The sequence below is a fragment of the Enterococcus sp. DIV1375a genome (assembly GCF_051712205.1).
Classification (GTDB): Bacteria; Bacillota; Bacilli; order Lactobacillales; family Enterococcaceae; genus Enterococcus; species Enterococcus faecalis.
In genome coordinates, this window is record NZ_JBIOOM010000001.1 from 1,033,662 (window position 1) to 1,058,992 (window position 25,331).

The 25,331-nt window shown below is 38.2% G+C and carries 25 protein-coding genes, 1 pseudogene and 1 riboswitch; of the genes and pseudogenes, 24 read left to right on the forward strand and 2 right to left on the reverse strand.

From position 1 onward, the window contains the following. Positions 1–134: 134 nt before the first annotated feature. From IGJ63_RS05120 to IGJ63_RS05230, 23 genes and pseudogenes are all read left to right on the forward strand, one after another. On the forward strand, positions 135–269 hold the full coding sequence (locus IGJ63_RS05120; RefSeq protein ID WP_002360495.1) for a hypothetical protein: 135 nt from the start codon (positions 135–137) through the stop codon (positions 267–269). Between the two features lie 45 nt (positions 270–314). Continuing rightward, on the forward strand, positions 315–1,070 hold the full coding sequence (locus IGJ63_RS05125; RefSeq protein ID WP_180758904.1) for a DnaD domain protein: 756 nt from the start codon (positions 315–317) through the stop codon (positions 1,068–1,070). Positions 1,071–1,088: 18 nt separating this feature from the next. Further along, positions 1,089–1,931 carry an ATP-binding protein gene (locus IGJ63_RS05130; RefSeq protein WP_010715123.1) on the forward strand — a complete coding sequence of 281 codons (843 nt, stop codon included), beginning with the start codon at positions 1,089–1,091 and terminating at the stop codon, positions 1,929–1,931. 66 nt (positions 1,932–1,997) lie between these two features. Continuing rightward, positions 1,998–2,390, forward strand: coding sequence for a hypothetical protein (locus IGJ63_RS05135; RefSeq protein WP_162783308.1), 393 nt, complete (start codon positions 1,998–2,000; stop codon positions 2,388–2,390). 19 nt (positions 2,391–2,409) lie between these two features. Beyond that, positions 2,410–2,817: a RinA family phage transcriptional activator gene (locus IGJ63_RS05140; RefSeq protein ID WP_002360491.1), complete on the forward strand. Its 408-nt coding sequence runs from the start codon at positions 2,410–2,412 to the stop codon at positions 2,815–2,817. A 221-nt stretch (positions 2,818–3,038) separates the two neighbouring features. Then, the gene (locus tag IGJ63_RS05145) at positions 3,039–3,455 is read left to right on the forward strand and encodes a hypothetical protein (RefSeq protein WP_180758902.1); all 417 of its coding nucleotides are present in this window, start codon (positions 3,039–3,041) and stop codon (positions 3,453–3,455) included. Positions 3,456–3,467: 12 nt separating this feature from the next. After that, complete coding sequence (locus tag IGJ63_RS05150; protein ID WP_101732050.1) at positions 3,468–3,980, forward strand: phage major tail protein, TP901-1 family; 513 nt, start codon at positions 3,468–3,470, stop codon at positions 3,978–3,980. Between the two features lie 34 nt (positions 3,981–4,014). Then, positions 4,015–4,374 (forward strand): tail assembly chaperone, encoded by a 360-nt coding sequence (locus IGJ63_RS05155; protein WP_002357848.1) that lies wholly within the window; start codon positions 4,015–4,017, stop codon positions 4,372–4,374. A 17-nt stretch (positions 4,375–4,391) separates the two neighbouring features. Further along, positions 4,392–4,755: pseudogene (locus IGJ63_RS05160) on the forward strand (hypothetical protein). Next, positions 4,745–7,678 carry a phage tail protein gene (locus tag IGJ63_RS05165; RefSeq protein ID WP_101732049.1) on the forward strand — a complete coding sequence of 978 codons (2,934 nt, stop codon included), beginning with the start codon at positions 4,745–4,747 and terminating at the stop codon, positions 7,676–7,678. Before IGJ63_RS05160 ends, IGJ63_RS05165 begins: the two are co-directional and overlap by 11 nt. Position 7,679: 1 nt before the next feature. Then, on the forward strand, positions 7,680–8,606 hold the full coding sequence (locus IGJ63_RS05170; RefSeq protein WP_101732048.1) for a distal tail protein Dit: 927 nt from the start codon (positions 7,680–7,682) through the stop codon (positions 8,604–8,606). 12 nt (positions 8,607–8,618) lie between these two features. Beyond that, complete coding sequence (locus tag IGJ63_RS05175; RefSeq protein ID WP_101732047.1) at positions 8,619–10,076, forward strand: phage tail protein; 1,458 nt, start codon at positions 8,619–8,621, stop codon at positions 10,074–10,076. Between the two features lie 32 nt (positions 10,077–10,108). Beyond that, positions 10,109–11,944, forward strand: coding sequence for a hypothetical protein (locus IGJ63_RS05180; RefSeq protein WP_101732046.1), 1,836 nt, complete (start codon positions 10,109–10,111; stop codon positions 11,942–11,944). A 5-nt stretch (positions 11,945–11,949) separates the two neighbouring features. Then, positions 11,950–12,345, forward strand: coding sequence for a phage holin family protein (locus IGJ63_RS05185; protein WP_002357842.1), 396 nt, complete (start codon positions 11,950–11,952; stop codon positions 12,343–12,345). A 118-nt stretch (positions 12,346–12,463) separates the two neighbouring features. Further along, positions 12,464–13,588 (forward strand): SH3 domain-containing protein, encoded by a 1,125-nt coding sequence (locus IGJ63_RS05190; RefSeq protein WP_438746045.1) that lies wholly within the window; start codon positions 12,464–12,466, stop codon positions 13,586–13,588. 153 nt (positions 13,589–13,741) lie between these two features. Beyond that, on the forward strand, positions 13,742–14,662 hold the full coding sequence (gene truB / locus IGJ63_RS05195; RefSeq protein ID WP_101732044.1) for a tRNA pseudouridine(55) synthase TruB: 921 nt from the start codon (positions 13,742–13,744) through the stop codon (positions 14,660–14,662). 25 nt (positions 14,663–14,687) lie between these two features. Next, positions 14,688–15,638 carry a riboflavin biosynthesis protein RibF gene (gene ribF, locus IGJ63_RS05200; RefSeq protein WP_002363808.1) on the forward strand — a complete coding sequence of 317 codons (951 nt, stop codon included), beginning with the start codon at positions 14,688–14,690 and terminating at the stop codon, positions 15,636–15,638. Then, on the forward strand, positions 15,638–16,234 hold the full coding sequence (locus IGJ63_RS05205; RefSeq protein ID WP_101732043.1) for a GNAT family N-acetyltransferase: 597 nt from the start codon (positions 15,638–15,640) through the stop codon (positions 16,232–16,234). Before ribF ends, IGJ63_RS05205 begins: the two co-directional genes overlap by 1 nt. Before the next feature lie 545 nt (positions 16,235–16,779). Then, complete coding sequence (locus tag IGJ63_RS05210) at positions 16,780–17,103, forward strand: PadR family transcriptional regulator (RefSeq protein ID WP_002357837.1); 324 nt, start codon at positions 16,780–16,782, stop codon at positions 17,101–17,103. A 3-nt stretch (positions 17,104–17,106) separates the two neighbouring features. Next, positions 17,107–17,448, forward strand: a complete 342-nt coding sequence (locus IGJ63_RS05215; protein ID WP_002395093.1) for a DUF1048 domain-containing protein — start codon at positions 17,107–17,109, stop codon at positions 17,446–17,448. 24 nt (positions 17,449–17,472) lie between these two features. Beyond that, positions 17,473–17,733 carry a DUF2087 domain-containing protein gene (locus IGJ63_RS05220; protein ID WP_002360471.1) on the forward strand — a complete coding sequence of 87 codons (261 nt, stop codon included), beginning with the start codon at positions 17,473–17,475 and terminating at the stop codon, positions 17,731–17,733. Between the two features lie 157 nt (positions 17,734–17,890). Continuing rightward, positions 17,891–19,066 carry an FtsW/RodA/SpoVE family cell cycle protein gene (locus IGJ63_RS05225; protein WP_002377695.1) on the forward strand — a complete coding sequence of 392 codons (1,176 nt, stop codon included), beginning with the start codon at positions 17,891–17,893 and terminating at the stop codon, positions 19,064–19,066. Further along, the gene (locus IGJ63_RS05230; RefSeq protein ID WP_438746048.1) at positions 19,032–20,180 is read left to right on the forward strand and encodes an FtsW/RodA/SpoVE family cell cycle protein; all 1,149 of its coding nucleotides are present in this window, start codon (positions 19,032–19,034) and stop codon (positions 20,178–20,180) included. Before IGJ63_RS05225 ends, IGJ63_RS05230 begins: the two co-directional genes overlap by 35 nt. Positions 20,181–20,241: 61 nt before the next feature. Here IGJ63_RS05230 and IGJ63_RS05235 read toward each other — a convergent pair whose 3' ends face one another. Beyond that, complete coding sequence (locus tag IGJ63_RS05235) at positions 20,242–21,129, reverse strand: LysR family transcriptional regulator (RefSeq protein WP_002357832.1); 888 nt, start codon at positions 21,127–21,129, stop codon at positions 20,242–20,244. Between the two features lie 23 nt (positions 21,130–21,152). Then, positions 21,153–22,028, reverse strand: coding sequence for a LysR family transcriptional regulator (locus tag IGJ63_RS05240; protein ID WP_438746050.1), 876 nt, complete (start codon positions 22,026–22,028; stop codon positions 21,153–21,155). A 252-nt stretch (positions 22,029–22,280) separates the two neighbouring features. Further along, positions 22,281–22,451: riboswitch (M-box (ykoK) riboswitch) on the forward strand. Positions 22,452–22,565: 114 nt separating this feature from the next. Between IGJ63_RS05240 and mgtA the strand changes: the two genes are divergently transcribed. Then, positions 22,566–25,226: a magnesium-translocating P-type ATPase gene (mgtA, locus tag IGJ63_RS05245; RefSeq protein WP_002363817.1), complete on the forward strand. Its 2,661-nt coding sequence runs from the start codon at positions 22,566–22,568 to the stop codon at positions 25,224–25,226. Positions 25,227–25,331 lie beyond the last annotated feature (105 nt).

Genomic DNA, 25,331 nt, shown 5'->3' on the forward strand with positions numbered 1-25,331 from the left:
CATAAAACCGAACTTACGAGTTGACAGTGAAAATATTTGGTGCTAAGATAGAGCCATTCAAATGTTCGGTTAACTGAACAAACTTTTTAAGCGATTTGTTCGGAAAACCGTATCTTTGTAGAAAGGGTGAAGAAATGAGTCGGAACTATAAAAAAACGTTGTCGGATATGTTACTTTTAGCAATTATTTTATTAATAAGCAGTGTCTCAATAAAAATTGGGGCCATCGTGATTGGTATGATTGGCCTCATGGAATTACTGACAGAGTAACAATAATTTAGTTAAAAGGAGAGAAGCGGATTGGCAGAACGACGCATGTTTGCAAAAACGATTATTGATAGTGAGGCGTTTTTAGATATGCCCTTATCAAGTCAGGCTCTGTATTTTCATTTAGCGATGCGTGCCGATGATGATGGATTTATCAATAATCCCAAAAAATTGCAGCGAATGGTCGGTTGTGGGGAAGACGATCTAAAATTGCTAATGGTTAAAAAATTTATTCTAGTATTTGAAAGTGGTGTGATCGTTATCAAACATTGGAAAATTCATAATTATATTCGCAGTGATCGTTACAAACCAACCTTGTATCAAGAAGAGAAAAATCAGATTGTTGAAAAAAATAGCAAAGCTTATACGTTTAAAGCAGAATCGTCTGTCAGTGGTCAACCAGCTGACTACCAACGGTTACCACAGGAAAGCATAGTCCAGTCTAAGTTAGGTCAGAGTCAAGGTAGTAGTTCAGAAAACGATTGTTTAAAGATGATTTATCATTTTTATGAGGAAAACGGCTTTGGTACACTGGCCTCAAAAACAAGCCAAGATTTTAAGTATTGGTTGCAAGATTTTATGCAAAAAGGGGCTAGCCAAGAGGAAGCATGCCAATTAATCTTGCATGCTTTAGGAATTGCCATCGATCGAAATAAACGGAATTATGGCTATGTAAATGCTATTTTGAAAAGTTGGGAGCAACAAAATTATTTATCCGTACATGAAGTTCTAGTAAATGATAAAAAACAAGTGTTGGAGCATACGCCGCAAATGACAGAAGAATATCAAGAGTTAGGTTTTTAAAGAAAGGAGGAAATCAGTATGCATGCGACAGATCAAACTTTTCAAATACTATTGAGTCAATTGTTAGAAAAAGTTGAAGACCGTTGTCCTGAATGTGGCAGTGAACAATATGTTTGGCAACAAAAAAATAAAGATGGCACAGAACGTTGTGCCCCAACTTGTTGGTCGTGTGGGTATAAAATGCTAAAAAAACATGAACACGAAGCCACTCAGCAACGTTCTCAAGAGAGTTTTATGGCGCGTACACAAAAATTTTTTCATCAAGGGTCCTTAATTGCTGATGATGCGCTACGGCAATGTCGCTTAACCAATTACCAAACCACTGAATTAGAAACAAGACAAGCAAAAGAACGGGCCTTAGCAGCAGTTTCAGCGATTGTTGAAGGAAAGCCAATCCACGTTATTTTTTCAGGGAAACCTGGTGTTGGTAAAAGTCATTTGGCTATCAGTATTTTAGTTGAAGTCTTAGAACGCTCTGCATATCAAAAGTATTGTTTATTTGTCAGCTACTCTGAGTTATTAGAAAAACTAAAAATGTCCATGAATGAGTCGGCCAAAAGTCAAGCAAAGGCTCAAGCGTATATTACTAGAATGAAAAAAGCAGACGTTTTGGTTTTAGATGATTTAGGTGCTGAATTAGGAATTAAAAATAAAGTTAGTACGGATTTTAACAATGACATCTTAAACCGAATTTTAGAAGCTAGACAGAATAAAGCAACTATTTTTACTACTAATTTTTCTGGAAAACAACTGGTGGAGGCCTATGGAACACGCATTATTTCTCGTCTAATGAAGCACGCCAGTGGCTATGTTTTCCAATATAAAGACACAACAGACAAACGAATGAGGAGTGTGAAATAAATATGTTAACAATTATTATTGGGTTTATCTTTTGGACAATGACACTGATGTTAGGTTATCTAATTGGTGAAAGAGAAGGCCGTAAACATGAGTAATTTAACAAAACGTAAAAAAGATTTATTTGAAATGAAAAGCGTTGTATTTAAAGATATTTCAAAGCAACAAAGCGAAAAAGCACAAAAAAGAAAACGACTCTTACAACTAATGAATCAATATCCCGATTGGACAAATCAGAAAAATAAACCTATTATGCAGGAAATTCAAGAATTAGGACAAGCAATCGGTAATTGGTCGATGGATCAATCAAGACCCATCCAATCCATCAAGGCCGCATCGTTTACAAAAAGCGAGTATCTCTATTTAATTTGGCTCGGTTATTCAGATGAAGCGATTCGTCACGGCTTAGACATGTCGAAAGAGTGTTATTTTATTTATCGATTAACACTTTTAAATGAATAAAAGTAAAGGAGATTAACCAATGCGTACGTCAACATTTAATTATATCAAAGATATTTTAGCAGACTTTTATAAAACAGATGAGTATATCCGTCAACGGGAAGAAGAATTACGGCACCCTTATCAAGAAGCAGATTTAAATGCTGGTATTAGAGGACAAGGACTTCACTCTGTAGTGACCGAACGAATGGCGATTACGATAGCTATGGATCGTCGTCTGTGGAATTTAGAGAGAAATCGAGACATTATCAAAAATTGTTTAGCTGAAGCGGATGAACAAACGCGCGTGATTATTGAAGAACTATATATGAAAAAACGGCCCTCTTTAACATTAATTGGACTTGCCCAGCAATTATTTATTAGTAAAAGCCAAGCCTATAAATTAAGAAATCATTTCTTTGAAGCGGTGGCGGATGAACTAGGGATGTAAACATGGAAAAAGCGTGGAATTTTTTCAGGTGTCAACATGGTAAATTAATAGTGTCGAAAGAGATAGATAAACGTGAGGCAACCAAAAAAATGAAGACACGGAATTCTATAATTTTGACTGCTTTCTTGTGTCAGCTATGAAGGAGCAGAAAATGCCGGCTACTTTCAAAATCCTTCATTTTGACTAGAAGAGAGCCAATTTGTTAACCAATCCTGAATTTTTTGAATGGAAAGGTGGCGCTAAAAATGAATGAAGCGGAACAAGAGTTATATGAAGCCCTTGTTGTAATCTGCCAGACGTCAGGATTATTGTTGCTAGAGGAACTGCCGACAGATTTACCAGATCAGCCATTTGTTTACTTAGGTGATAGTAAAGAATTACCTAAGCCAACTAAATCAGCTATTTTGGGAGAGATTGAATTAATAATGCATGTTTATGGTGCGTTATCTGAACGACAACAAATTTCTACAATTAAAGGAACGATTTTACGGCAGGCAACTAGTAACTTAAAACGAACGGCTCATTTTAATTGGGGTATCAAACATCAAGAAGTCAAAGCACAAATGGTAAAAGATACCAAACAAATGAAAAAAACAATTTGGCATGCTGTACTACCATTACACATGCAATTTTACTAGGAGGAATTATCAATGGGAGAAGTTATGCAAGGAAAAGACCGTATTTTATTAGTTCATCGCTTGGATGAAGCAGCGACAAAGAAAGCAATGAAACCCTTATTTCAGATTGAACATGAATGGGAATTCTCACGTGAATCGAGCGGTACGCAAACAAAAGATGGCGTTGCGAATGCTGTTTCTGGTTTAGAAGTTACGTTATCGTTAAGCGGTTTAGCCTCTCGAGATGATGAAAATTTATACATGAAAGACGCAGTTGAAGATGGCATCTTAATGGAATTTTGGGATGTTGATTTAAAAGGTGAAAAAAATGCGGAAGGTAAATATCCAGCAATTTATGCCCAAGGTTATGTAAATTCATGGAGTTTACCAGCCAATGTAGAAGAATTAGTAGAAATCGAAACAGAAGCCTCTATTAATGGCAAGCCACAAGATGGCTTTGCAACAGTAGAAGCAGATATTATTGCGGAAGCACAATATGCGTTCCAAGATACCGTTCCAGAGAAAGCACCACAACCTGGCGCATAATCAAAAAAAGTGTTGAATTTTAGGAGGATAAAAAATGAATTTAGAGATTAACGGAAAAACAATTGAAGTGAAATTTACGATTGGCGCGATTCGCGAATTAGATAAACGTTACCAAATTGAAAATGGCGCTGCCAAATTCGGCATGGGCATCAGTTCAGCAATGATTTATTTACGCCAATACAATCCAGTAATCTTAGTTGACATCATGGAAGCCTTACAAAGTGGGCAATTAAAAATAGGTAAGTCGGAAATTGAAGCATGGTTAATGACCCAAGATGTCAAAAAACTTTCAGATGATTTGCTTAAAGAAATGGGAAAGCAACCTCTTACAAAACCAATGATCGATCAGTTCAGCAAAGAAGCGAAGAAAGCAGAAGCGCAAGCGACCAACTAATTAAAACGAGCGATGACGTGTATCACGACATCGCTCTTTCTGCTTTTCGCTACTTAGGCTGTCGTTCATTTGAGGAAGTGGATCGGATGACCATGTCTGAATTTGAATTACGAATGATTGCTTTTAATTTAGCAGAAGTAGATGAAGAGCGGAAAAGGCACGAGCTTGCCTACTTAAATGTTAAAGCGCAAGCGACAAACAAAAAAGGAAAACCCGTTTTTGAAAGCTTTAAAAGTTTTTATGATTATGAAAAACGAGTTGCTGAAGTTCTGGCAGCTAACCAGCCACAACGAACGAAATTAAATGAGCGGAACGCAACTTGCCACTGTGGCAGAGCGTCTACGCCGCTATCGAGAAGGGAGGAGAGTAGATGGAGAATGACAAAGAAAAAACGCCGTTATCGGAGGCAAAGAAAAGCCTTGCAGGCGTCCAACAAGCATTAAAAAGTATGAGCGGTGAGTATGCCTTATTAAGTGGATATTTAGGGAAAATTAGTGCGGGTGTCAATCAGTCAGCCACGGTCATGAACACATTTAAAACCGTCATGCAACAATCTGGAGAAACAGTGAAAAAAACAGGAGACGAAACAGCAAAGGCAGCAGATCAAATGAACACAGCGTTAACAGATTCTGCTGAACAAGCCGGTGAAGCAGCTAAAAAAGCGGGGAAAGAAACCTCTGATGGCTTTACTAATGCACAAAATAATATGCTGATCTTTGGGACGGCCATGACTAGTGCCGTTTCCTTACCTATGCTGAACGTTTTAAAAACAGCTATGGGCGTCGGTGCTGGGGTCAGTGGCGAATTTCAAGGAATGCAAGGACTGATTATGGCCAGTGCAGGAGGGATTTCTGATTCATTGCAAGGCGAGTTGCAAGGGGCATTGACTCAGATGAATCAATCATTTGAAGCGGCGGCACAAGTGATTCAAAGCGTGATGGCTCCAGGAATGGAAATTTTGGTTCAAGTGGTTATCACAGTCGTCAAAGGCATTACAGCTTTGGTGAATTTATTTATCAAATTACCAAAACCCGTCCAAGTTTTTATTGTTGCCATTATGGGCATTTTAGCCGCCATTGGGCCCATGCTGATTATGGTAACGATGGCTCAGCAAAAATTTCAACAGTTTAGTGCTGGTTTGGCTCTTGTACAAGGAAACATTGGGAAGTTAGGTGGTGGCTTATCAAAACTAAGTGCTAGTTTTAGTGCCTTAAGTGGAGGACCATTAATTTTAATTGTAGCAGCCGTTTTAGCAGCTGTAGCAGCGTTTGTTTATTTCTATAAAACCAATGAAACATTTAGAAATAGTATCAATCGCTTAGCTAGTGCCATTCAAGGAGCTGTTTCAGCGGCGTTTGGCAAATTGGTAGGATTGCTACAACAGATCCAGCCGGCCTTTCAGCAAGTAATGGCAGTTTTTAAACAATTTTTTGCAGTAGGCTTAGAGAAAATGGCGACTATTTTTTCAACAATTGGTCGTGTGCTAACGGGCGTTTTTGCCAGCGGTTTGCAATTAGGTAGTAACTTATTAGGGCAATTTGGTGGTACCTTTGACAAAGCTGGTTTAGCGGTTGGTCTTTTGGTAAAAGTTCTGACAAAAGTTGCACTGGCTGCATTAGGAATTTCTGGGCCGTTTGGTCTAATTATTTCCTTGATTGTTTCATTCGTGACGGCCTGGATGAAAACCGGTGATTTGAGTGCGGGTGGTATTACCCAAGTCTTTGATAATTTAGGTAACACGATTACATCGGTTACAACAATGCTTGCGGCTAATCTACCGAAAGTTATACAACTTTTTACAACCGTCTTAACCAGTATTCTCGGGAAAATAACAGAAGCTATTCCAAGCATCGTAACCGCGTTATCTAGTTTAATTACGTTAATTGTTGGTGCGATCGTTGCCAATTTGCCCGTCTTAATTGAATCGGCAACACAAATTATTACTACGTTGATTCAGGGGATTACAACAGTCTTACCAATGTTGATAGAAGTTGGTTTGAGCTTATTAATGACTTTAGTTAATGCGATTGTCACCGCCTTGCCAACAATTACAACTGCAGCGATTAATATCATCACTACATTAGTGACAGCTTTTGTCACAGCGTTACCAATGCTAGTTACAGCAGGTGTTTCAATTATCACGGCCTTAGTTAATGCATTTGTTACTATGTTACCGTTGATTTTGACTGCTGGTTTACAAATTTTGATGGCATTAATCACTGGGATTATGACGATTTTACCTCAGTTAATTCAATCAGCACTGACGATTATTCTAGCGTTAGGGACTGCGTTGATAGGTGCCTTACCACAGATTATCAGCGCAGGTGTCAAATTGTTAATGGCGTTAATTCAAGGGATTATTTCGATTTTACCAACCTTAGTTGCAGCAGCTATTACCTTAATTTTGACATTGGTAAATGCCTTAATTGGTGCCTTACCACAAATCATCAGCGCAGGTGTCAAATTGCTAATGGCTTTGATCCAAGGGATTATTTCAATTTTACCGCAATTGGTTACTGCAGCAATTACGCTAATTACCGCTTTAATGGGTGCGTTAATCAATGCGTTGCCACAGTTGTTAAGTGCTAGGATTCAACTGATTCAAGCCTTAATTAATGGTGTACTCAGTCTATTGGGTGCCTTGTTGTCCGCAGCAGGAACATTAATCTCACAAATGATCACGAAGATTGGTTCTTATTTTGGTCAACTGTTAGCTTCGGGCGGACAGTTAGTTGAAAATATCAAAAATGGGGTTACCAATGCAGCCGATCAGGTAAAAAATGCCATTGGTTCTGTAATTGAAGGTGCTTGGCAAGCAATCCAAGGTTGGTTTTCAAAATTCACCGATGCCGGTGCGAATATTGTCGGTATGATTGCTGATGGAATTACAGGCGCAATTGGAAAAGCCAAAGAAGCAATCGATGGGGTCGTCAGTAAAATTCGTAACTTTTTACCATTTTCACCAGCAAAAGAAGGTCCCTTATCTGATTTGCATAAATTGAATTTCGGCGGCACAATTGCCACGGGGATTTATGCAGGCGAAACAGCCGTTAGTAGAGCAATGGCTTCTATTTTAGATTTACCGCTGTTAAATGATTTTGCCTTGGACTTAGCTGGTCGAGGAAACTTCACGGCAACGATTGACCATCGTTTAGAAAATGATGCATACAATCGACCATTATTTGTGACAGTAGAGTCAACGTTAGATGGAAAAGTTGTTGCAGCAACTACGGCGCCTTATTTAGCAACAGAGTTACAACGACAACAAGTGAAACAAAATAACCGCTTAGGAAGGAGAGGATAACATGTATAAATTTGTTGATACCAATCAAGCAACTCATTCAACGCCTCTTCCTTCAGAAGCGTTGAATTTTAACGGCCAATTTTTAGAAAAAGTCATCCCTGGTTATCAAACATTATCAGTTTCAGGACGAGAATTAGTTCCAAGCGAAATTGAAAGCTATCAATTAGGGATTCGTGATGGTAAACGTCACGTTTATGCGCGGATTCCAGAACGAGAATTAACAGTCAAATATCGCCTTTCAGCTGTGAATAATGAAGCGTTTCGAGATGCATTTAATCATTTAAACGTTGCTTTGTTTACGGAAAAAGACGTTTCTATTTGGTTTAACGATGAACCGGAAATGCTGTGGTTTGGCAGTAAATCTTCAGTGAGTGATGTACCCGAAGGTGTTAACCAAGTAACAGGCACCTTTACTTTATTGCTTTCTGATCCGTATAAATACACGCGGAGTGATGCGACTAGTGTGATGTGGGGTTCGCCAACCATTACATTTCAAGCGAATTACTTAATGGGGAATACAGGCTCAGGTGCAGTTGATTTTCCAATTTTAATTGAAGGTGGAGCCTATTGGGGATCAACCATGATTACGTTTCAAAATCGGGCTTACACGATGGGGGATTTAGGCAAAGAAGTTCGGCCAATTGAAATTTATCCTACGGTTGAAGGATTAAAAGTCAAACCGACCATTATTTTAACAGGAACCGGACGTGGTGTTTGGATTAAAACACGGAACGATACAATTAACTTAGGAGATTTTGATCGTTCGGAAATTATCATTGATACTGAAAATTTTTATCTGACAAAAAATGGTGCACCGATGATTCGACCAATGAACGATTTTTATCTATATCCTAATGAACCGCTGTATATTCAAGCCAAAGATAGCGACTTCCGCTTGACGATTTGCTATCCTAACCGATTTGTGTAGGAGGGTGATTAAATGTTAATGGCACTGGATTTGAAAAGAACATATACGGCAATCTTGGATAATGCCTATCAAGTCAGTTATGAAAAAATAGAGAACAAAATTGGCAGTTTAGATTTTACCATGCCGCTAGATGATCCTAAAAATGAATTTATTGCAGAAATGCAATGGGTGGAACTGACCGACAATGAGAATGAATATATTGGTTTATATCGCGTGATGCCAACCACAATTAAGAAAGATGCGAACAATAATCAAATTCACTACTCTGCCACAGAAGCATTATGTACCTTAGGTGATACTGTCCTTTTTGGTTGTCACGAAATTAAAAACAAAACAACGAAAGAGGCCATTCAATTTCTATTAAATAAACAAAAAACAAAACATTGGGTCTTAAAAAAATGTGATTTTTCAAGGAGATTAACCTATAAATGGGAGAATGAAAATGGGCTAGTCGAGCCTTTGTTTAGCATCCCAGCCGATTTCGAAGAGGAATATCTTTGGCAATGGAATACAGAGGTCTATCCTTTTGAACTTTCATTAGTCAAACCACCAACAGAAGCAGTTGCGCGAATTCAAGAAGGTTACAACATGCAAGGATTTGAAATAGAACGTAATCCCAAGATGCTAATCAATCGGATTTATCCATTAGGTTCAGGCGAAGGTGTTAACAAAGTCAATATTCGCTCGGTCAATCAAGGGGTTCCGTATTTAGAGAACAAGGCCGCAATTGACCGCTATGGTTTATTGGAGTCAATTTGGGTAGAACAGCGTTTTTCTGATCCCAAGGCATTAAAGGAAAATGCTTTGCGAATGTTAGAAGAATGGACTAAACCACAAGTTTCTTGGGTAGTGACTGCAGCTGATTTAATTAAATTAACAGATCAACCTTTGGCAATCGATCGTTTGCGGTTGGGTACGGTTATCATGATTAATACGAATGAATTTGGGAGTGTCAACCTTCGTATCAAAAAAGAAAGTAAAAAAGATGTCTTTGGTGCCCCCCAAGACATTCAGCTAGAGTTGGGAAATCTGCAAGAAACAATTCATAGTACCATGACAGCTTTCAGTCGGAAACAAGAGATTAGCGAAACTTACGCACAAGGGGCGACGACACTTTTAAATCGTTCAATACAAGGAGAACTTAGCAAGACACAGCCAGTGGAGCTGAATTTATACTTTGACGAGGACATTCTTTATGTAAACACCGCAGAATTAACGTTCAAGGCAACTGCTAAAGGACCTTCGCATTCTGTAACGAACATTGATTTGGTAGTGGATGGCAAAAAATTACCCCAACTATCATTGCAACAACAACGGCTAAATATTTTGAGTTATTTACGAAAAACAACAGATGGAAAAATCGAACGCGGCAATCACACGCTTCAATTTTTCTCTCATCAGCCACTATGGTTGGATGCTTCGGTCATCTGTCGTGTGTATATTCAATCCCAATTGGGTGGCCAGTTTTAATAAAACAATGAAAACTAGAGGAGTGTGACGAAATGTCAGTAGAACATATTGAAGAATTAGATACCCTGAATCAAGGTCGCCTTAAAATCAATGCAATCTTGGATCAGTCGAACGCATCAGCTGAGAAAGTTGATGCTTACCAAGTCCAGTTAACGAATGGAATTTCTGAAGCGAAAAACATCGCAGATGAAGCTGGCAAAGAAGCCGTACAAATTGCCACCGATGCAGGCAATCAAGCAAATGAAACAGCCAACCAAGCGATGAACAATGCCAAAACAGCAATCACGATTGCAGGAAATGCAGTTTCAACGGCAAATAATAATAAACAAGAATTTGATACTTTGCGAAATGATTTCGATCAATTAGTAGCAGAAGCAGGTGATAGTAATCCAGAAATTGTCCAAGCACGCACAGATACACAAGGCATCAAACAAGCTACCTTAGCGAATCGTCTTCAAATTGATTTGAATGACCGTATGACAAAAGCAGATGGCATTTCTTTGTTGGCTAAGCCAACCACTGTCAAATTGAAGTTAGACTTTAACGGTAAAACGGCCGGCAATACAGCCACCAATGCAAACAGTTATTCCACTGATTTTACGGCTAAAATTCTTAAGAAGCCAACAGACGTTTGGGAGGAAGTTTCCCAAGCGGACTACAATAAAATGGCCAGCCGTGATGATGAGGGTGTGAAAACAGGTTCCACCCAAAGTGGTGTGATACCACAACAATTAGCGGCCTTCAATCTCGTTGAAGCCGCAAAAAAATTAATTCCACAAATGTTTGAAACATTCACAACTGACGAGGCGGTGGCATTTATTCGCCAGAACGTTCAATTTTTTACGATTAATCAACGTGTGAAAGCCGCTGCGCCCAATAATCAAACGATTAAAATCGCTACGTATTTACCAACTACGGATAATTGGGTAACTCAAATCCAAGAATCAGCAAAAGAGTTCGGCGATTTTTCAATTCAAATCAATGATCAGAATTTTATCGCAGATGAAGGGTTCATTTATTTAATGAGCTATACAGATTCATCGAATGGGGTGACGCCAGCCAGCGTAGAAGTTGATTACGTGGGACTTCATATTGGTCTGTCTGTTGATGCCCAAGCGGTTTTAGCGAAGAGTGGTTTTGTTCAGGCAGAGCAACTCAATACCCATGTGGAAAATCAGGATAATCCGCACCAAGTAACCGCTGAACAAGTGGGGCTAGGCAATGTAGAAAATTATGGCTTCGCATCAGACAGCGAAGCAGTCGCGGGAACTTTAACGAGTAAATATATGCATCCGAAAAACGTTGCGGAAGCGATTAAAGGTCAAGCTGTGACACAAACAGGTGATCAAGAGATTGCTGGGGTGAAGAATTTTTCCGAAGCTCCTCTATTCAAAAATCTTCCCTTAGTTAGTCTAGGTAAGTTTAACCTCGTAGGTATAAACGGAACAGAAGGTAGTTTTACAAAAGTCATTGGAAATATGAACAATAAAGAAGTAGGATTTGGTAGTGATTTTTCTTACATTGACGAACGAGCAAAACTTGCTAATTTAAATAAAAATAACAACCGTTTAGTTATTGAAGAAGATGGAATGTATATTTTAATTGTACACTTTTGGGTACAGCCTACAACAACGGTAAATGGCTATTGGTACTTTAGTTTTGCTATTAATGGTGTACGAGCTGGTGGTCCAACAGATCGTTTTTGGGGACTCGGGGGTACCAGCTGGAAAAATCGTCAAGATGGACTTGGAATGGTCATACGTAATTTTAAGAAAGGAGACCAACTTTCTGCATTAATTGAGACAAATTATATGGGTGAAGTAAACAGTACAGGAATTAAATCTGCTACGCTAATCAAAATAGGGTGATTTGGATGGAACGTTATCTCAACACAATAACAATGCTTTTAAGCATTTTCGGTGGGATTGTCGTACGTTTATTAGGTGGATTAGATCAATTGTTGGATGTCTTCCTCTTTTTAATTATTGTCGATTTCATCACAGGTTGGATTAAGGCAATCGCCACAAAAGAATTGTCCAGTCGGATTGGTATGCTCGGAATTGCGAAAAAAGTGACGATGTTATTTGTGGTTGCCGTAGCGGTTCGTGTTGAAAAAGTTGTGGGGAACAATTTGCCAATTCGGGAAATGGTTCTGATTTTTTACATTGCGAACGAAGGACTTTCTTTTTTTGAAAACATTGCGACCTTTATTCCTATGCCGAAAAAGTTAAAAGAGTTATTTATTCAGTTAAAAAATAAAGATGATTAAGTAGAAGTGGTCGGGACAAACGTAGAACTTTCGGCTGATTGCCGAAGAAATTACTTCTGTCTCGCCATTTATCTGCAGGGTTAAGCCATGAAAGGGAAGTTATTTTGACTTTCCTTTCATGGCTTTTTTAAGAAAGGAGCATGCTATGTTTAAAAAATTAATGATTCAACTTGCTTTAGTGATTGGCTTAAGTTTAACGATTCCGATGACAGCTTGCGCTTACACCATCGAAGCGGATCCAATCAACTTTACTTATTTTCCAGGCTCTGCAACCAATGAATTAATTGTTTTACATGAATCAGGAAACGAGCGGAACCTAGGACCACACAGTTTAGACAATGAAGTAGCCTATATGAAACGAAATTGGTCAAATGCTTATGTCTCATATTTTGTCGGATCTGGTGGACTAGTGAAACAATTAGCTCCTGCTGGTCAAATTCAATATGGCGCAGGTGCTTTAGCTAACCAAAAAGCATATGCGCAAATCGAATTGGCTCGAACGAATAATGCGGCGACGTTTAAAAAAGATTATGCTGCCTATGTTAATTTGGCCCGTGATTTAGCTCAGAACATTGGTGCTGATTTTTCGCTGGACGATGGAACAGGTTATGGAATAGTCACTCATGATTGGATTACAAAAAATTGGTGGGGAGATCATACAGATCCTTATGGTTATTTAGCGCGTTGGGGGATTAGTAAAGCGCAGTTGGCACAAGATTTACAAACGGGCGTTTCTGAAACAGGTGAGACTGTCATTGTTCAGCCGGGTAAACCTAATGCACCAAAATATCAAGTAGGACAAGCAATTCGTTTCACTTCAATCTATCCAACACCAGATGCTTTAATCAATGAACATCTATCAGCAGAGGCACTTTGGACACAGGTAGGAACAATTACAGCGAAATTACCGGACCGACAAAACCTTTACCGTATTGAAAATAGCGGACATTTGTTAGGTTATGTGAACGACGGCGACATTGCTGAACTTTGGCGCCCGCAAACGAAGAAATCATTTCTAATTGGTGTGGACGAAGGCATTGTTTTAAGAGCAGGACAACCTAGTCTGTCAGCACCCATTTATGGTATTTGGCCCAAAAATACTCGCTTTTATTACGATGCGTTTTATATTGCAGATGGGTATGTTTTCATTGGTGGAACAGATACGACAGGCGCGAGAATTTATTTGCCAATCGGACCAAACGATGGCAACGCACAGAATACATGGGGATCATTTACTAGCTAAAAAAAGCCACAAACTCTGCTTTTATCAGAGTTTGTGGCTTTTTTTGCATTTAGCAGAGATTTTGCCAAAGGGAATAAGCAATGGAGACTGCGAAGCTAGGTACTTTTATGCTATAATGACAAAGTTAGTATTATCGGAACTGGAGGAACTATAATGGACGGCATTTTACCGTTATGGAAGGAACGTGGCATGACAAGTCATGACTGCGTATTTAAATTGAGAAAAATTTTACATACCAAAAAAATTGGTCATGGTGGTACGTTAGATCCAGATGTCGAAGGGGTCTTACCCATCTGCGTTGGCAAAGGAACGAAAGTGATCGAATACATGGTAGATTCTGGTAAAACCTATGAAGGTGAAATTACACTTGGATTTGCTACGACAACCGAAGATGTTAGTGGCGAAATTGTTGAAAAAAAACCAGTTACAACACCTCTGTCAACTGAACAAATTGATCAAGCAATGGCCGAAATGACAGGTGAAATCACACAAATCCCACCGATGTTTTCTGCGGTGAAAGTCAATGGTAAACGTTTATATGAATATGCGCGGAACGGGGAAGAAGTTGAACGGCCCCAACGAAAAGCTATGATTTATTCATTTGAACGCACTAGTGAACCAATTTTTAACGAATCCGCTCATACACAAAGTTGGCGGTTTAAAGTGGTCTGTGGCAAAGGAACCTATGTGCGGACACTATCAGTGGATACTGGCAAAAAATTAGGCTATCCTGCCCATATGTCGGATTTAACGAGAACGGCAAGTGGCGGTTTGCAAGCTGCGCAATGCTTAACGTTAGAAGAAGTATCCAAACAAATGGCTGCTGAAACAATCGATCAATGCCTATTGCCCATTGAGACAGCAGTAGAACAATTCCCACGAATTGATTTATCAGATGAATTGTATCAAAAAGTAAAAAATGGCATGCGTTTGCACAAAAAAGAATTAGGAATAAAGGCAATGCCAGAATCCTTAGTTGCCTTATTTTACCAAAATCAAGTGGTTAGTTTATACATGCCACACCCAACGCATGATAAATTATTGAAACCAAGTAAAGTTCTACGGAACAATTAAATAAAAAAGAAGGAAGTTTTTGCACATGCAAGTTATTCAACTACATCATCCCTATGAACCCAATCAAATTCCTAATGAAGAAGTCGTGATGGTTCTAGGCTTTTTTGACGGTGTTCACAAAGGCCACCAAAAAGTAATTGAAACAGGCAAAAAGATTGCGGAGGAAAAAGGCTTGAAGTTAGCTGTGATGACCTTCAACCAACACCCATCAATCGTTTTTCAAAAAGTTTTACCAGAAAATATGAAATATTTAACTAGCTTGGAACAAAAAGAACGCCTAATGGCCAACTTGGGCGTTGATATTTTATATATTGTCGAATTTACTTCAGCGTTTGCTCAATTAAAACCGCAAGATTTTGTCGACCAGTATATCGTTAATTTAAATAGTGCAGTGGCAGTCTCTGGGTTTGATTATACGTATGGTCCTAAAGAAATCGCTGGAGTCAAACAGTTACCAACTTATGCGCAAGGCCGTTTTGAAGTGGTGACAGTACCAAAAGAAGAAATGACTGGTGCCAAAATTAGCTCAACAAGAATTCGCGAAAAAATGGAAGCCGGCGAAATGGAGGAGGTCACGGAGTTGTTAGGATATATTTATGAAACAGAAGGAACAGTTGTCCATGGCGATGCTCGGGGCCGTTTATTGGGTTTCCCGACCGCTAATGTCAAAGTGAAAAGCACCGTGCGCTTACCAAGAATTGGCGTCTATGCTGTGCAAATCGAAGTCGGTGGCAAATGGTATGTTGGCATGGGCTCAATTGGTCATAATGACACCTTTGGAGAAGGCCGCGATTTAACCGTGGAAGTCTATATTTTGGACTTCCATCAAGACATCTATGGTGAACAAGTGGTGGTTCGTTGGAATCATTATTTACGTGACCAAGTGAAATTCAATGGGGCTGAAGCCTTGATCGACCAATTAAAACAAGATGAACGAGATACGGCTGACTATTTCCAACAATCTGAGGACAAATAATGAAGATTCGTCAAGAAAAACCTGCAGAGTATCAAGCTGTAGAACGTTTAACGTATCAAGCGTTTAAGGGATTAAACTTGACCGAAAACTGGCGTCCCACAGAGCATTTTATCGTGCATTTATTAAGAGAAAGTGCCGACTTTATTCCGGAGTTGTCCTTAGTTTCAGAAACTGATCAAGGAAAATTAACGGGTCATATTATGTCTTCAAAAGCCAAACTACGATTACCTGATCATACAGAGAAGGCTGTTTTGACCGTTGGGCCGCTAAGTGTCCATCCAGAAGCACAGAACACGGGCGTAGGCTCAGCGTTAATTAAGCATTCTGTGCAGAAGGCCAAAGAATTAGGCATCGGCGGATTGATTATCCTGGGCCATCCAACTTACTATAAGAAGTTCGGTTTTGTTCCAGCGACTACTTTTCAGATTACGTTACCGGAAAAAGAAACATCAGAAGCATTATTGGCTTTGGAATTACTGCCAGGTTATTTTGGTACAAGTGGTGGGGAGTGGCATTTTTCAACATGCTTTGCTTATCCAGAAACACACCTTGCAGAATTAGAAGCCTTTGAAGCAGACCTCGGAATAAATGAATAAAGAATAATAAGGAGGTCGGGACAGAAGTGTTTAACTCCGAGAAATAAGAAGGAATTTCCGAAAATTGTTCTATAATTTTTGGAGACCAAGTCCTTCAATTCTTAGTGATTTATCACTTAGAGATTGATGAGATCGGAGCTCTGCGAAGTAGGTATTGTTCATCATCGAATCACTACGTTCTTCGTGATTCTCAACAATTTCGGCTTATTCCCGAAGGACCTTCACCAAGTAGGTACGATGATTTCATCTGTTCATGCTTCACAGTGAAACATCGCAACTCTTAGAGCTGTAGCTCTTTTGAAGGCTGTACTGTGACGAGACGCATGTCGAGAAAACACCTTAGAAGTTGTTGAGATCGGAGCAACGCGTAGTGTTGCTTCTGTTCCCGCCGTTTATTAGTTTTTGAGCGTGGAGCAAAAATCCAAAGTGATTTTTGTCCCACGCTCATTTACTACTTTTTATTACAAAGTAGTTGACAGAACCGGTACTCAGTATTATTATGTAGTGGTACATAGTACTAAATAGTAGTTTGGGGAGGAAAAGCAGTGAAGCAGACAGAGTTGCTAAAAGGCATTTTAGAAGGTTTAGTTTTAGCCATCATCCAAAGGAAAGAAACATATGGTTATGAAATTACAAAAATTTTAAATGACCAAGGTTTTACTGAAATTGTTGAAGGAACCGTTTATACGATTTTACTGCGTTTAGAAAAAAATCAATGGGTTATAGCTGAAAAAAAGCCTTCAGAAAAAGGACCAATGCGGAAGTTCTATCGCTTAACCTCATCAGGAGAAGCAGAACTCGCTGATTTTTGGCAGCGTTGGACGTTGCTTTCAAAACAAGTAAACAAGATGAAAAAAATGGAGGGATAGAGCATGTCAGATTTTAAAGCGTTGATCAAAAAAGTTATTGGGGATAAAAAAGAGTACAAAGAATATAAACGACGGATTGCAGCATTACCAGCAGAGTATCGACAAGTATTTCAAGAAATTGAAAAATATGCATGGCATTTTTCAGATCATAGCGGAGCCAATATGTTCAATGCGTTGACTGATTTACTTGATTTGTTTGAAGAAGGAGCTGCTAACGGAACACCTATCAAAAATATTACGGGAGAAAAAGTAGGCGATTTTGCTGAAACAATTGTCAATGAAGTCGCTGGCAAATGGACCGATAAACAGAAAGAAAAACTGAATCATCAATTTTCTAAACAATAGTCAAAACAAAAAAGGAGAATAAACATGGTTGAAAATTTTTTTAAAGAAGGAAAGTTGCTGGTTATTCCCAAGAAAAATGCGAAAAAAGTCCAAGTGTTTCAACGTGTGGCCAACCAATTTGAATTTGGGAAAGAATATACGGAAAAAGAAGTCAATCAGCGACTTAGAGAAATCTATGAAGATTATGCACTTTTGAGACGGTATTTAGTAGATTATCAGTATTTAGAAAGAGATAAGTTTGGAAAAATTTATCAGAAATGTGAGCAACACACAAAAATTATATAAATGTTTTTTTTAAAAGTAGCGAAACTAGGTGAAATGAACCAAGTCTAGCTACTTTTTGTTATGTAAGCTTAGTAATAGTTCTATAAAAAACTCTCTATTTGTTTTCTAATTCAGACTGGTAAGATTGATTTAATTAGAAAAAGATAGAGGTGAGAGAATGAATCTACGTACTTTAGGTCTAACAAAAATTCTTTTGACCTTTATTATATTAAGTATTATTGGCGCGTTAATGATTTATAGCGCCAGTAGCTATGACTTGCTGATGCAAGGCGTGAAGCCCACTGCTGTGTTTATTAAACAAGGCATTATTATGTGTCTCAGCTGGGTGCTAATGTTCGTGATTTACAAAGTTCGACTAGAAGTGTTATTTAATAAAAAAATTGCGATTGGACTGCTTTTAGTTTCGGTACTATTACTGTTAATGGTTCGACTACCTTTTTTTGGTGTAGCAGCGAATGGCGCACAACGTTGGATTTCTCTCTTTGGAATCCAATTTCAGCCATCAGAACTTTGTAATTTTGCGATTATTTATTACTTGAGCTGTTATTTAGGTGAAAAAGAAAATGGCTTGACAACGAAGCAGTTAAGGAAACAATGGCTGTTTGTGTTGGTCGTTGCATTTTTAGTTTTGATCCAACCCAAAGTTGGCGGGGCTATTCTTATTTTAGTTATTGGCAGTGTCTTGATTTTCTCAGCAAGTATTCATGCAAAATTTAGTGTAATTGCTGCGGGGATTGTCGTTGCTAGCGCGGCGCTTCTTTCTAAAATAATTATTTTTCTAGGGGATCACCAGTACTTACCACATTTTTTTGCGCATGTGTATGACCGCTTAGTTGTTTTGAAAAATCCGTTTTTATCCTTTCATGATCGCGGATTTCAGCCTTCAATGGCCTATTTAGCAATGTATAACGGTGGGTTTTGGGGCACCGGACTAGCCAATGGTATGGTAAAAAAAGGTGGCTTGCCAGAAGGTCAAACCGATTTTATTTTTGCGGTGATTGTGGAAGAACTTGGTCTGATTGGCGGCTTACTATTGCTATTTCTTTTGTTATTTTTAGCGGCCTCGATTTTGCGGAGTAGTTGTGTAATAAAAAATCATTGTTACGGCTTGTTTTTGTTAGGGGTCGGGACCTTGATTTTAGCTCAAACGGCGATTAACATTGGTGGCGTTTTGGGTTTGATTCCAATGACAGGAATTCCTTTACCGTTTGTTAGTTACGGTGGGACAAGCTATTTAATCTTTTCAGTGGCATTAGGAATCGTCATTAAAATTATTGCAAACGAAAGGCGGCAGTTAAATGGTCAATACAAAAAAATTCAACTTACATCTTAATTATGATTTATTATTGCCCATTTTTTTACTCACACTTTTATCTTCTGGTGTGCAATATTGGATTGCCGTTAATGAAGGAAAAGATGGAACTGTGCCAGCATTAAAACAACTTTTCTTTATTTTTGTTGGCTATGCAGGCATGTTTTTAGCTAGTCGGCTGTCACAGAAGTTTATTTGGAAAGTAGCTCCTTTTTTCTATGGGTTTTCATTAATCTTAATGAGTGCTTTGTATTTTTCCTATGACAAAGGAATGTATTTATTGACGGGCACAAAGCGCTGGTTAGATTTAGGGTTTATTAAATTTCAGCCATCAGAAATTGCGAAAATTGCGTTTATTTTAATGTTAGCAAAAATTATTGTCCAACACGAGCAACAAGACTGGTCCGATAAATGGCGTTCAGACAAGCAACTTCTAAAAAAAATCGTTGCGGTTAGTGTCCCTGTTTTTTTCTTGATGGCGGTACAAAAAGATTTTGGGACATCCCTTGTTTTCGTAACGATTATCCTATCTCTTTTAGTTATTTCAGGAATTGATCGCAAAATTTTAATCATTATTTTCAGCGCTTTAGCAACGTTAGGCGTGGTCTTGATTCTGTTAGTCTTTACAGAGTGGGGGCACAAAGTACTCTTCTTTTTACATTTTAAACAATATCAATTGGATCGAATTTTAGCATGGATTCATCTCTATGATTATGTCGATAAAATCTCCTATCAACAAGTACAAGGCTTATTGGCAATCGGTTCGGGTGGTTTATTCGGCAAGGGTGTACATGGGATTGAAGTGTATGTTCCTGTTCGTGAGTCTGATATGGTTTTTACTTTTATTGGGGAAGCCTGGGGCTTTGTGGGCAGTGCCACCGTTGTTTTTCTCTATTTTTACTTGTTTTATCAAGTTTTAGTAGCTGGCTTGCGGAGCAATTCGCGTTTTTGTATGTACATCTGTGTCGCCCTCATTTTTTCGCTGGTTTTTCAAACGGTGGAGAATATCGGTGCGGTGATTGGACTGTTGCCGTTAAAAGGTATTCCGCTTCCGTTTTTAAGTCAAGGAGGCACTTCGTTAGTGATGGCTATCACTTCTTTAGGATTTGTCAAAGGAAGAGAAGCCGCTACCTGAAAACACAAATAAAAACCAAGACTGGAACTCGCTTGCCGACAAGCTCTAGTCTTGGTTTTTACTATTGAAATTGTTTTTGGCATTCAGCCAAAAGTTGTTGAAGTTGTCGACTCATGTAACGTTCTTTTAAATAATAAACTGCCATGTTTCGTTTAGGTAGTTCTTGGTAAGTCAGTGTATGAATCGAATTGTCTAAAAGTTGAATATTTGTGTATTCGGGGACAATAGCGAAACTATCGGAATGAGACACCAAGTGAGTAATAAGTGAAAGAGTATCCACTTGAATGACTTTCTCTGGAGAAAAATTAGAAAACGTAGTATCTAGCCAATTGGTTAATTTGTTTTGCTCGGAAAATTCGGTATTTAAACGGACGAAGGGGTACATTGTTAGTTCTTTTAAAATTTCTTCCGTCGTGGCTTTGGCCAAAGCTGGATGATCATTTCTTAAAATGAATTGATAATTTGCTGTAAATAAATCAATTTTACCAATATGTTCAGGTAATGGTAAGTCAGCAAAGGAAATACCAAAATCTGCATCCATTGTTTCCAAGGATTGAAGAATATTTTCTGTAATAATAGTATGGACTTGTAAGTTGGATGAACGATCCGTTAATGTTGTCATTAGTAAGTCATTCAATTTATATTCTAAATCACAGAGATAAGTGGCTACATAAATATGGTTGGAAGAATGATTAATTTCTTTTAGCTCTTCTTCAATTGAGACCAACTCATTGGTGATGCGCCAACAATATTTTTCTAAAATTAATCCAGCCGGTGTTAAGGTGGTAGTTTGACCTTGGCGATTAAAAAGTTCAGCGCCTAACGTTGCTTCAAGAATTTTTATTTGCTTACTTAATGCAGCTTGAGAAATTGCTAAATTTTCGGCTGCTTTAGTAAATTGTTTCACTTTGCATAACTCTAAAAAATAATGTAAACGAAATAGTTCCATGGGAATTCCTCCTTTTTCTATTCCTAGAATAAATAACGTAATTGTTCGAATAAATAACGGTGTGCTTCACAATGTCCGTGATGATTATTCTGAACTAAATAGATGGCTCGTTCTGGACTATCTTCCAGAGGAATACCAACTAAGTTACGTCTGTTTAGTTCATCAGTGAGTGAATAGGGAAGAATGCTACAGGCTTTTTCTCGTTGGACCATGTCTAAGACTAAATGAAGAGAAGGGAGTTCGATGACGATTTGCCGATTTTCCCAATTGATTTTACGTTCCCAACGTTTAAACACTTTTTTTTCATATACTTGATCGGAATATGCAGCAAAAGGTAAAGAACGAATTTCGTCAATCGTTACGCTATCGGCATGGGCTAAAAGATGATTTTTATTGACACAAAGGAGATAGCTTTCTGTATAAATTAATTCTTTCTCTAATGGAATCGAGGTATCCAAAAATATCCCAATCCCAATGTCAATTAAATCTGTTTCCAAGGCTGTTTCAAGATCGTAATAATACTTAAAATCAATACTTACATACGGATAGGATTGATTAAATAACAACAAGACTTCTCCAAATGCTTTATCTATATCAATTAAGTTTGTTCCAATCCGAATGGTCGTTGTCGATCCTTGGGTCACTAATTCATTAATCTCTTCTTGCGCTTCCTTAATGAGTGCAAAAATCATCTCTGTTCGCTTGGCGACGACTTCGCCTGCTGGAGAAAGCCGACAATGTTTCTTGTCTCTTAAAATTAATGAAGCACCTAATTCACGTTCTAACTCCTTGAGCTGGGTACTTAAATAAGGTTGACTCGTATGGAGCTTTTGAGAAGCTAAAGTAAAACTCGCATACTTTGAAACTGCCATAAAATATTCTAGTTGTTGTAATTTCATTTTCCTCACCGCCGTTTCTTTAACTATACAAAAAATAGCAGAAGAAAAGCTTCTCGACAAGGCTATCTGACGGTCTTTAGATTAATTTAACCAGTTATGATTCTATGAATAAATACGAATCATACCAGAAAACCATAGTAAATAAGCGGATTATTTTTCTTTTTGTTACTGAATGGACAAAAAGTTATCTGCTAAAAACTTTTTCTATATCGTTATTTTTTCAAGGAAGAATTATACTTGCTGTTGTAATTAAATAAGATTTGTTAGGTGAGGCTCCTATACAAACATAGGCTACTGCCCAAAAATGTCGAGAGACGCCAATGGGTAGAACAGGAACTGTCGAATGAAGGCTTTTCTTAAGGTAGCTAAAAGCAATCGCTTTTTACGTTGTATAGTGCTAAAGCTCAACGATAAGAACGATTATTCTTTGACACGTTGAGTTTTTCAGCGTGTCTTTTTTTGTGGAAAGGGTGAGGAAAATGGAAGATGAACCGATCGTCAATTCAAGTCAACAACAGATAAATGAGGTGAAAGAAAATGGAAAAGAAAATGCGTCACTTGGGCCATGACTATAGTTACAAAAAGTTTGCCCATTCAGAAGTAGAAAAAGTTTTACAACGTTTTGGCTCAACTTGGGATGGCATTAAACACCAAGATATTGAGGAATTACAAGAACGTTATGGCCGCAACAAAATTATGAATGAAAAAAAAGCTTCACGGCTGCGACTTTTTATAAAATCGTATATCACGCCGTTTACTTTGGTGTTATTAGCACTAGCCACGATTTCATTCTTTACAGAATATGTCTATGCTGCGCCAGAGGAAAAAGATGTTACTGGCGTGTTAATTATGTTAGCGATGGTCATCTTAAGCGGCACGATGAGTTTTGTCCAATCAGTCAAATCAAGCAATGCAGTTGAAAAATTACAAAATATGATTAAAGTTACAGCGACAGTCATTCGTGACAAGAAGCAAATGGAAATTCCTATTGAGGAAGTTGTGTGTGGCGACTTAGTCCAACTATCCGCTGGCGATATGATTCCAGCCGATTTACGTTTAATCCAATCTAAGGACTTATTTGTTTCCCAATCATCCTTGACTGGAGAGAGTTTTCCCATTGAAAAACACGCGACTCATCAAAAAGATAGTGATCAAATTGATACAGAATACGACAATCTTTTGTTTTTAGGAACAAATGTAATTAGTGGCACTGGTTTGGGCATTGTCATTAAAGTTGGTAATCAAACTTTATTCGGACGGATGGCTTCTGATAACGGAGAAGAGCAGCAGCAGACGAGTTTTGAAACAGGAATTAATAAAACAACGTGGGTGCTGATTCGCTTTATGTTGGTCATTACGCCAACTGTTTTTCTAATTAATGGGTTAACAAAAGGCGATTGGGTGGAAGCATTAATGTTCGCGATTGCCACAGCTGTCGGCTTGACACCAGAAATGTTACCCATGATTGTAACAACCAATTTAGTCAAAGGTTCTCGAGAAATGGCTAAAGAAGGCACGATTATGAAAAATGTCAATGCCATTCAAAATTTTGGCGGGATGGATGTACTTTGTACGGATAAAACAGGTACCTTAACACAAGATAAAGTAATTTTAGAATACCACTATAATATTGGGTGCCAAGAAGATCAAAAAGTCTTGGATTTAGCATTTCTAAACAGTTATTTTCAAACAGGTTTGCGTAATTTAATGGATAACGCCGTTATTCAAGCGGCGACGCAAGAAAGTGATATACAATCAGATGATTTTTATAAAGTAGATGAAATTCCTTTCGATTTCAATCGACGTCGAATGAGCGTGATTATCAAAGAGTTTAAAACGCGAGAAACACGCTTAATTACCAAAGGTGCGGTTGAAGAAATGCTCTTGGTCTGCACACAGGTACTTTTAAATGGCGAAATTGTGCCCTTAACAGAGACGCTACGTCAAAAAATTACCAAAGACGTTGAAGCTTTAAATCGAGATGGTTTGCGCGTTCTAGCAATTGCCGATAAAAAAGTCGAAGCGGCTGAATGGGAGTATACAACTAAAGATGAATCAGAGTTGATTTTACAAGGTTATCTTGCCTTCTTGGATCCGCCAAAAGAAACAGCAGCGGCAGCTATTCACGCCTTGCATCAACATAATGTAGCTGTGAAAGTATTAACGGGGGACAATCAATATGTGACGCATTCTGTTTGTAAAGAAGTTGGTCTGGCTGGCGAAAAAATTATTACAGGAAATGAACTTCAACAATTAAACCAAGAAGAATTAAGAAAAACCGTTCAAGCGTATAATATTTTCGCCAAAATTACGCCTGACCAAAAAGTTCGTATTGTAAATGCGTTAACTGAAAATGGTCAAACTGTTGGCTTTTTAGGTGATGGAATAAATGATGCTGGAGCAATGCGTGCTGCTGATGTGGGAATCTCTGTTGATACAGCTGTCGATGTGGCGAAAGAATCGGCGGATGTAATTTTATTGAGAAAAGATTTAATGGTTTTGGAAAAAGGAATTTTATCTGGACGGCGCGTGTTTACGAACACGATGAAGTACGTCAAATTAACAGCAAGTTCTAATTTTGGCAATGTGTTTTCCGTGATCCCAGCAAGTATCTTTTTACCATTTTTACCGATTGCTCCGATTCAATCGCTATTATTAAATCTAATTTACGATACTTCGTGTATGTCAGTTCCTTGGGACAAAGTAGATGAAGAATACGTAGAAAAACCAAAAAAATGGGAACCAAAATCAATTGGTAATTTTATGCGTTGGTTTGGCCCAACGAGTTCTATTTTTGATATTGTTACCTATTTATTTATGTATTTTATTGTGTGTCCGGCTATCCTAGGTGGCTCATTCTTTGAATTAAATGGAGCAGATCAATTGCTCTTTATCGGTATTTTCCATGCAGGGTGGTTCATTGAGTCCTTATGGTCCCAAATGCTCGTCTTGCATTTCCTACGAACAGAAAAAATGCCTTTCCTTCAAAGTAGTGCTTCTGGAATTATGACGTTAGTCACTACAGCAGGGATTGTTCTCGGAACTGTTTTACCCTTTACCGCTTTCGGTGCAGAACTAGGATTTGTCGGTTTATCACCAAGCTATTTCTTGTATTTAATCCCGACAATTGTTGCTTATTTAGCACTGGTTGCGTTCATTAAAGTTTTATACGTCAAACGTTACGGTCAATTACTGTAACTGATTTGTACTATTATATATAGAAAAATTTTTTTACTTTTCTTTCAAGGTTGAGGAGGTGTCGGTTTTTATGACAGCTCCTCGTTGTTGTTTTAAGTGACTGTG